We start from the raw sequence: 8,899 nt of genomic DNA, 5'->3' as shown, positions 1-8,899 counted from the left end.
TTTATCTGCAGCAGTCAGCACTCAGGAGGGAGGATTTCTTTTAGCAGGAACCTCATACTCCGGAAAAGGACTGGATAAGAAAGAAGATTCCAAAGGCGGCTCAGATATCTGGCTGATCCGGATCAATGAATTTGGCGATGAAATCTGGCAGAAAACATTAGGAACCTCTTCCGATGAAGAAGCTAAAGCAGTCATTCAAAGTACAGATTTAGGCTTTTTTGTAGCCGGGAATGTACAAAACTCTTCCCAAGGGTATGGCTCCAAAGATGTCTGGATCACCAGACTCGACAAAGACGGAAAAGAACTATCCCAATTGATAGTAGGCGGAAAAGGGTTAGATGAAGTAGAGAAAATGATCCCCACAAAAGATGGTGGAGCCTTATTAGGAATTTATTCAAGGAGCTCCGAAGTTCGAGGTTCAGGATTAAGAAATCCTGAAAGTCAATCTTCAGATGAAAGATCTGTCAGTTCAACAGCCATTAGCCAGACGCCAAAAGCCAGCAGCAACTTTGGTGAAGGAGATTACTGGATCATCAAACTGGATAAAAACGGAAAAGTAGAATGGGAAAAGAACTTTGGCGGAAAAGGAGATGACCATATCAGAACCCTGTCTTTAACCTCAAATGGTTATATCATCGGTGGGGAATCCAGATCCGAAAGATCAGGAAACAAGACGGTTGGTATTGAAGAAGGAACCGATCTGTGGCTGATTTCTTTAAATGAAAAAGGTGATGAACAGTGGCAGAAATCCTACAATTTCAAAAACCGTGATATCCTGATGGGAGCAAGCGTAATCCATTCAGGAGACGACAAATCCTCGAAAGGGATTCTTTTAGGTGGTTACACCCAAGCCGAAGGAAGAATAGAAAAAGATGATGAGACCTTCTGGATGATCTACCTGGATGGAAACGGAAATGAACAATGGCGAAAACATGTAAGCGGAGAATCCAGACAGAAAGAAGAGAGACTTTCAGATTTGAAACTCAACAGAGATGGCTCTATTATTCTGGCAGGAACCAGTGCCAAAGAATTAGGGAAAGAAAACTGGAAGATTGTAAAACTTGGTGATAAACAGGTAAATGATCAGATTGAAAAATATGATATCAAGATCTATCCCAATCCGGTATCCGATTATGCTTACGTAGAAATTGGCTTTGATTTTAAGGAAGCAGATATTATGCTGTATGATATGAGCGGAAGACAGCTTCAAAATTTGAAAACAAAGAACAATGTGACCAAGATTAATACCCAGGCTTTGGTACAGGGAGCTTATCTGGTGACTATAAAAACGGATAATAACAAAACAGCGAGTGCAAAGCTGATTAAAAAATAAACACGTATGAAAAGAATATTTTTAATATTAATATTACTCTTTAACTGGAGTTGGTCACAAACTTCATCTACTCAAAGAAACTTTGGGGATACTTCATTTCCCGTGCCATCAGTTTCTTCTATGGCATCTTATATCAATACGCCTGTCTCTCTATCTACAGGAGTTCCTGATATATCCCTTCCATTATTTTCATTGCCCACCGGAAATCAAAATCTGAATCTTTCAGTGATTTTAAGTTATCACGTCTATAATGATGGACCCAATAAAAGAGGAACTGAAGTAGGTATCGGATGGTCAATGATTAAAGGAGGGGTCATTTCTAAAGAAAATGTTAATGATCCTGATGAGAAATATCAGGATGCAAGTAAATATGATTACAAAAAAAATAAGTTTGATGATATTTATTATTATAATTTCCCTGGGAATTCAGGGAAATTCAAGATTGTAAGAGATACTATAAATAACACTTTTACAGTAAATAATATCTCAGTAAATAATCTTAAAATAGAATATACCAGAGATTCTAACCCTGCAACACTTATCCTGAATTCATTTACAATAACTGATACTAAGGGCTTTAAATATGTTTTTAGTGATTATAGTATTGCCCGATTTGATGTTAGATACAGTAGTGGATTTAACTACAGATCCGCTTTTTATTTAACTAAGATTATAGATGAAAGTAATACTGAGATAGCCAATTTTACCTATGAAAAAAAGAGTAAATATGGAGGCTATCAGTCACTTGTTCTGCTGTATCAATATTGTAAATTGGAAACCATATCTACAAGATATGGTAAAATAACTTTTGAAAACGTGTTTGATCAGGATGTTGAGACATTTGATAAAAATGAAGATCCTTATAAGATAAAAACGATTTCACAATGGGATAAGTCTTCACATTTGATTTCTAAGTACAGCTTTGATTATTGGAATAGTAATCTTAAATACTTGACTAAATTGGATAAAAGCCTTAAGGAAATAGAAAAACGAACGTTTGACTATAGTAGTGAATCGATAAACAATTACGGACCCTTATCAAATCCCAATCAATTTGGAGATTATGTGTGCACCGATACCAGACCAATAAATCCTAAATATTTTGTCTCTGCTTTAAAGAGTATGACACTGCCAGAAGGAGGGCAGGTCGAATATAATTTTGAAGCAGGAGAAATCTATGCAAATAAGGTTAATTCTCAATTGTCTGATGATTATATTGGAGAACCCAATCATCAATATTTAAAGGTCGTAGATAGCATTAATTTTGACACCCATACTACTCGTAATTATACCTTTCAGGTTCCAAAGAAAAAAATGTACCGTGTGATTTTTAATGCTGATGAAACCTATGTTATTAAAAATATGCATGGGGATATTATTATCCCGCCAACGTATGAGCTCTTTAATTCTGCAGGACAGAAGTTGGTTGAGTATCAAAAACGATGTCCTTGGATAGAAAATTATGATCTGCCTACAGGTACTTATACCATTAAAATCAGTGGAAATGGTAATGGGTCACTCACTAATTATGCCGTTTTCAATACTGATGGCCCTATTAGAAATAGTTATTATGTAAAAATTCCGCGTATAAAAAGTATAAAATATTATGATGCTAATAAAATAGTAAAGAAAACAATTACTTATAACTACGACCTTTTTACAGATTCCAATTCTTCAAGTGGGAAGATGTTCTATAACGAAACATGCACTCATGGGGAAGATATTGATTATGATGATAGATATATAATCTATACAAATGTCAAGGAAATTTATGGAGAACCTTCCAGTAACCTGGGATATACCAAACATTATTTTAAAACGCTTGATGACTACATTCTGAATAATCAATCGTGGTACAGGCCTTACTACAACATGGTGTCTTCAGGGGTGAAGGTGAAAATGGAGACTTTTAATAAGCAAAATCAATTATTATCAGATGAAAACATGGACAATGTATTTGATGAAATTAGTGGAGTAGATGAATATATGGTATGTGGTGGCTATAAATCAAGAGCGTCTTGGTTGAAATCATCCAAAACAGTGTCTAATACTTACTACAGCAATGGAACAAAACTGCAAAATATATCAGAATTTACATTTAATCCATCCAATTTTCAGCTGTCAGCCATGAAAGAAACTGCTCCGGATGGAAAAATTACTGAAAAGAAAATACAATATGCCGGAGATCTGAATAATATCCGTCTTATCAATGCCAATATGACCTCTGTTCCATTGCAGACGGAAGTAAAAGTGAATGGAATTCTTGTAGATAAAACGGAAACAAAATATGATGCTGCTTCATCTCTGTATCCTTCGTCCGTAACAAGCTTTAATACACAGAACCAAAATCAGGTCACAGAAGGGTATATGGAGCAGTATGATGATAAAGGAAATCTGTTACAGGCACGCGGAAAAGATAATGTTCCGGTTACTACCATTTGGGGATATTACCAAACATACCCTATTGCAAAGATTGAAGGGCTTTCCTTTAATCAGGTATCAGTATTGCAATCTGTTATAGCTGCTGTATCAGCATCCAATGCTGATGCAGACAATCCTGATAATGAAGCAGTTTTATTACAGGCTTTAGAGAATATGCGTAAAGATCCTGCCCTGAAAGATTATGTTATGACCGCCTCTACTTATGATCCGATGATAGGGGTTACCAACAGTATTTCACCTAACGGAATGAAAACAACTTATGTTTATGATGCATTCAACAGGCTGATAAAAATAATGGACGGGAACGGTAAGACAGTCAATGAATATCAGTATAACTATAGACATTAATGATTTTCCGATGATCGTATATAAGACAATTACAGAGATCATGTTTCACAATTTATGATGATGATCAACTATGAAAAAATATTTAAATATACTGGGTATTGTGTTGACTTTGGGATATTCTCAGGCTCAGACATTAAATACCACGACTACAGAGAACTATACCTATGTCAAGAATTGTCTTGATGAAAACTGTGTCAAAAAAACAGAGACTGTCCAATATTTTGATGGACTGGGAAGAAATACCCAACTTGTGGATATTGCAGCCACTCCGTCGGGAAAGGATATAGTTACCCATATAGAATATGATGATTTCGGGAGAATAAATAAAGAATACCTTCCTGTTCCGCAAACGGCTACACAGTCTGGTGCGAAGTATACATCACCGCTGGCTAATGCTCCGGGGATCTATGGCGCTGAAAAAATTTACTCTGAAAAACAGATGGAAAGCTCTCCTTTAAGCAGAGTTAATAAAGTGATTCCGATTGGAAATGACTGGGCTTCGCATCCGGTTCAGATAGAATACAGTGCCAACATGAATGGAGAAGTAAAAAAGTATGCGGTATCCAATTCGTGGAGTGATAACGCTACTTTTTCTGCTGTGACTGAAAATGGAACCTACGCGAATAATCAATTGATAAAAACTACGGTTACTGATGGTGATGGAAATATAACCGTTGAGTTTAAAAATACAGCAGGACAGCTCATTCTAACCCGTAAAAATGATGGAACCCAGAATATAGATACCTATTATGTGTACAATGATTACGGACAGTTGGTTCTGGTAATTCCTCCATTGGCTTCTGTTGTTTCCTTGGATGGAACGGTAAAGGATAATCTTTGTTATCAATATCGATACGACGGATCAGGAAGGCTTGTAGAAAAAAAGCTGCCTGGAAAAGGCTGGGAGTATATGGTGTATGATAAAGCCGACAGATTGGTCTTGACCCAGGATGCAGCCATGGCATCGAAGGGCAAGTGGTTCATTACAAAGTATGATATTTTAGGAAGAGTTGCCTATACAGGTATTGTGGTATCAACCGCAAAAAGAGCAGTTTTACAAGATTTGATTAAAAATGATATCATTTCAGAACCTCGAAGTACGCAGGGATTCACCAAAAGTGGGATGACCGTTTATTATGTCAATAATTATTTTATGGTGGATACGGAATCTATCCTGAGCGTCAATTATTATGATACTTATCCTGCAGGAATTCCGACTCCCCCGACACAGATCATAGGACAGAATATTATCAAAGATGATATGACTGCTTCTCAAAATACCAAAGGTCTTCTCACAGCCTCTTATGTAAAGAATATTGAAGATGATGAATGGACCAAAACCTGGAACTGGTATGATTCCAAATCCAGAGTGGTGGCTACCAATTCTATTAACCACCTGGGAGGCTATACCAAGACAGAATTGGAGCTTGATTTTATAGGATTAACGAAGCAGTCTAAAGTATATCATAAAAGACTGGATACTGATGCCGAACAAGTGATCACACAGACTTTTACCTATGATGCTCAAAACAGATTACTTGTTCACAAACATAAAATCAATGAGAAGCCTGAAGAAATTTTATCCAGAAATGAATACAACGAACTTTCTCAGCTCAAAAATAAAAAAGTAGGTGGTACAGATCTGGCCAATCCGCTTCAAAGTATAGATTATACCTATAATATCCAAGGTGGGCTTTCCAAAATAAATGACCCTGCAAATCTTGGGAGCAAGCTTTTTGGTTATGAAATAAAATATGTAACCCCTCAAAATCCGAATGTTGCTCCCGGAAAATACAATGGAAATATTGCGGAAATAGATTGGAAAAATGCCTCAGAAGGCATATTGAAACGTTATAATTACAGCTATGATCAGGTAAACAGGCTTCGGGATGCTGTATATTCTGAGCCGAACTCAACGACTCCCTTCAATAATACTTTTAATGAAAGGGTGACGTATGATATGAACGGAAATATAAAAACATTGAAAAGAAATGCTATCCCAATTTCCGGCAGCACTACAGTAACACAAGTGGATGATCTTGACTATCAGTATACAGGAAACCGATTGAATCAGGTAAAAGAATACGCATTAAACGATACCGGTTATGAAGGAGGAGATAATATGATTGATTATGACTCAAACGGGAATATGATCAATATGAAGGATAAAGGGATTCAGTCTATTGTTTATAATCATCTGAATCTTCCTCAGAGATTATCCATTGTTCAAGCATCTGATTTTGGGACCTATTCTTATAGTCTGGATTACCTTTACCGTGGAGATGGAACTAAGCTTAGAAAAACTTATTTTAAACAGGGAGGGCGAAGAGGAGAAACTCCTGTTGCGAAGATTACGGATTACCTGGATGGTTTTCAGTATCGTTATTTTGAGGGAGGCGGGATCTGTCTGACCTGCCGTACAGAATCTGCTTTTGAAGAACAGGCTTATACAAATAGAGGGACAATCTTTCCTAATTCTGATTTAGCACCAGCGTGGAAACTGGATTTTGTGCCCACTGCTGAAGGTTTTTACAGTTATGCAGAAAACCGCTATATTTACCAGTATAAAGACCACCTTGGAAATACCAGGGTAAGTTTTGCTAAAAACAGCGAAGGCGCTCCTGAAATTATCGATACCAATAATTATTATCCATTTGGAATGAATCATATCCAGGGATCATTAGGAACGTCTAAGTTTGGAAGCCATTATTCTTATAAGTTTAACGAAAAGGAGCTTCAGGAAACGGGAATGTATGATTATGGCTGGAGGCAATATTTTCCTGATCTGGGAAGATGGAATGGGATGGATCAGCTTTCGGAAAACTATCTTTCTGCCAGTCCTTATGCTTATGTATTGAATAATCCTGTTTATTATTTTGACCCTGATGGTAGGATTTCTGCAGACTTTATGCGAGAAATCCTTTATTCCCCAGAAGGTACTACATGGACCAATAATGGTTACGGAGGTTTTAGTAATAACTGGGGAGGAACAATGGATTATTCTGGAAATCCAACTAATTATAATGGTTATGCTAACATGGCTTCTGGGGATCATTTTACAGTTCCTGTATTTTTGACAGCAAAAGGAAAAGAATCAACCTGGAGTAATTCTAATAATTTTGGATACAATAGTCTTTTGATGGACAGTCGATTTACAGCAGCGATGGGAGGATATATGGGAATCGGTAATAGCTATATTAATGGTTTTATAAAAGGAGCTGAATCAACTTGGGACTATATTAAAGGACAATTTTTTGGAAAAAGTTATTGGGATGGATTAGCTAATACAGCAACTTTAGGCGCTTATGGTACTATCCAGTCAATAAACAGCTTATTGGATTTAGGTGGTAATATTCCAAATTATACTACAAATGATTATGCATATGGTGCTGGATATTTAACAGAAAAAGTTGCTGAAACAATCGTGTTAAAACAAACATCCCAAATAAATCCATTTGGAATTAGAGGAGGGTATGGTGTTTTTGGAAAAAATGGACTTAAAATTGGAAGTTATAAGGTAGAGGCTCTTTATGGAAATGGACCCGGTGTTCCAGGAGGTACAATACTTTCGATGAAAAGTACTATTAAAGGAAACCTATTAAGATGGGATTATGGAACTTCTCATGCTAATCCAACAGGATCAATAGGTATTCATTCTCATTTTAGATTTAATATTGGAAGCTCTACTTATGGAAGTTCTGCTCAATATCCTTGGCATGCACCATTTAATTACTGGAATTATAAAAAATAATTTTTATGGATAAGAGTTTAGATTTGTTTAGATATAACGAGGAAATGATTAGTATAAAAGATATGGAAAATGATCTTAATATAAGCCAAATGAAATGGGATGATATTTTTAAATATTTTTTAATAAATACTTCTTATGTTTATTTTCTAGGTTTTAAACGATGGATAGAGGATGAAAACTTTATAAATACAATGAATTCTATTTCGGATAGAATATTAGTTAATATTGGGAATGATAGTAGAATTATTTTATGTAAATTAAAAGTGAGTACTCTTATAAATAGATCACTACTTAATAGAATGTTTTATTATTATGAGTTTCCAACACTAGTTTTTATAAAGAATATTGAACAAGAACAAGAAATTATTAATTATACAGAGAAATTACCATTAGGAGATATACCATTAACAAATCTTTCTTATTTGTATATAGTATCTAAAGAGTCCCAACCTGATGTATTATGGCTGCGTAAAAGTTCAAATATGGATTTTCCATGGGAAACTATGCGATCAACATTGGCTCTTAAAGAAGAACTTACACGACCATGGTACAAAAAATTATTAAATTCATTAGGTTTTGATGGGGATATCAAAATTAATAAGGATTGAAAATGAAATATTGTTACTACCTACTTCAATTGTTAAAGACTATTTGAAGTAGGATATGATAATGAAGAGATGACGATATAGATAATATTCTTAAAATTTTAGAGAAAGCCCCCTCCGCTGGCGCGAGCTTCTCGCTCGTGTCGGTAGATAAAAAACAAACCCACCGTTTTTTGCGGTGGGTTTTGTATTACAAAAATGGCTTTAAAAGTCTATTATCAGAATTTTATAACTGTCTTTAAAGTTCCCCCCACTGATGCGAGCATCTAGCTCGTGCTAAAATAAATAATAAACCTTTACAATAGTGAAGGTTTTGTATTTTATCTGTCTCGTCCTGAAAAAGGTTGACTAAAAAACCATAAAATCAGTCACCCTAATGAAATTAACAAAAATATCATCCCCCGTACAAGAATACAGTGA

4 protein-coding genes are annotated in these 8,899 nt (G+C 35.6%); all 4 read left to right on the top strand.

The features are described 5' to 3' along the window. Nucleotides 1-1,333 (top strand): T9SS type A sorting domain-containing protein (locus DRF65_RS27890; protein ID WP_133297841.1); only part of this gene is annotated, 1,333 nt, incomplete at its 5' end. Nucleotides 1,334-1,339: 6 nt separating this feature from the next. Further along, a complete protein-coding gene (locus tag DRF65_RS27885) occupies nucleotides 1,340-4,123 on the top strand; it encodes an RHS repeat protein (protein WP_123947451.1) in 2,784 nt (927 codons plus the stop codon). Between the two features lie 70 nt (nucleotides 4,124-4,193). Next, the gene (locus DRF65_RS27880; protein ID WP_115973973.1) at nucleotides 4,194-7,874 is read left to right on the top strand and encodes a DUF6443 domain-containing protein; all 3,681 of its coding nucleotides are present in this window, start codon (nucleotides 4,194-4,196) and stop codon (nucleotides 7,872-7,874) included. A 5-nt stretch (nucleotides 7,875-7,879) separates the two neighbouring features. Next, on the top strand, nucleotides 7,880-8,482 hold the full coding sequence (locus DRF65_RS27875) for a hypothetical protein (protein ID WP_115973972.1): 603 nt from the start codon (nucleotides 7,880-7,882) through the stop codon (nucleotides 8,480-8,482). Nucleotides 8,483-8,899 lie beyond the last annotated feature (417 nt).

Origin of the sequence: Chryseobacterium pennae, from assembly GCF_003385515.1 — a bacterium.
GTDB lineage: Bacteria > Bacteroidota > Bacteroidia > Flavobacteriales > Weeksellaceae > Chryseobacterium > Chryseobacterium pennae.
The sequence above is the reverse complement of the archived record's forward strand: the minus strand, read 5'-3'. Positions and strand labels throughout refer to the sequence as shown.

Bases quoted from the DNA above. Each gene is read 5' to 3' on its own strand.
- DRF65_RS27875 (WP_115973972.1), top strand. From the start codon at position 7,880: ATGGATAAGAGTTTAGATTTGTTTAGATATAACGAGGAAATGATTAGT.
- DRF65_RS27880 (WP_115973973.1), top strand. From the start codon at position 4,194: ATGAAAAAATATTTAAATATACTGGGTATTGTGTTGACTTTGGGATAT.
- DRF65_RS27885 (WP_123947451.1), top strand. From the start codon at position 1,340: ATGAAAAGAATATTTTTAATATTAATATTACTCTTTAACTGGAGTTGG.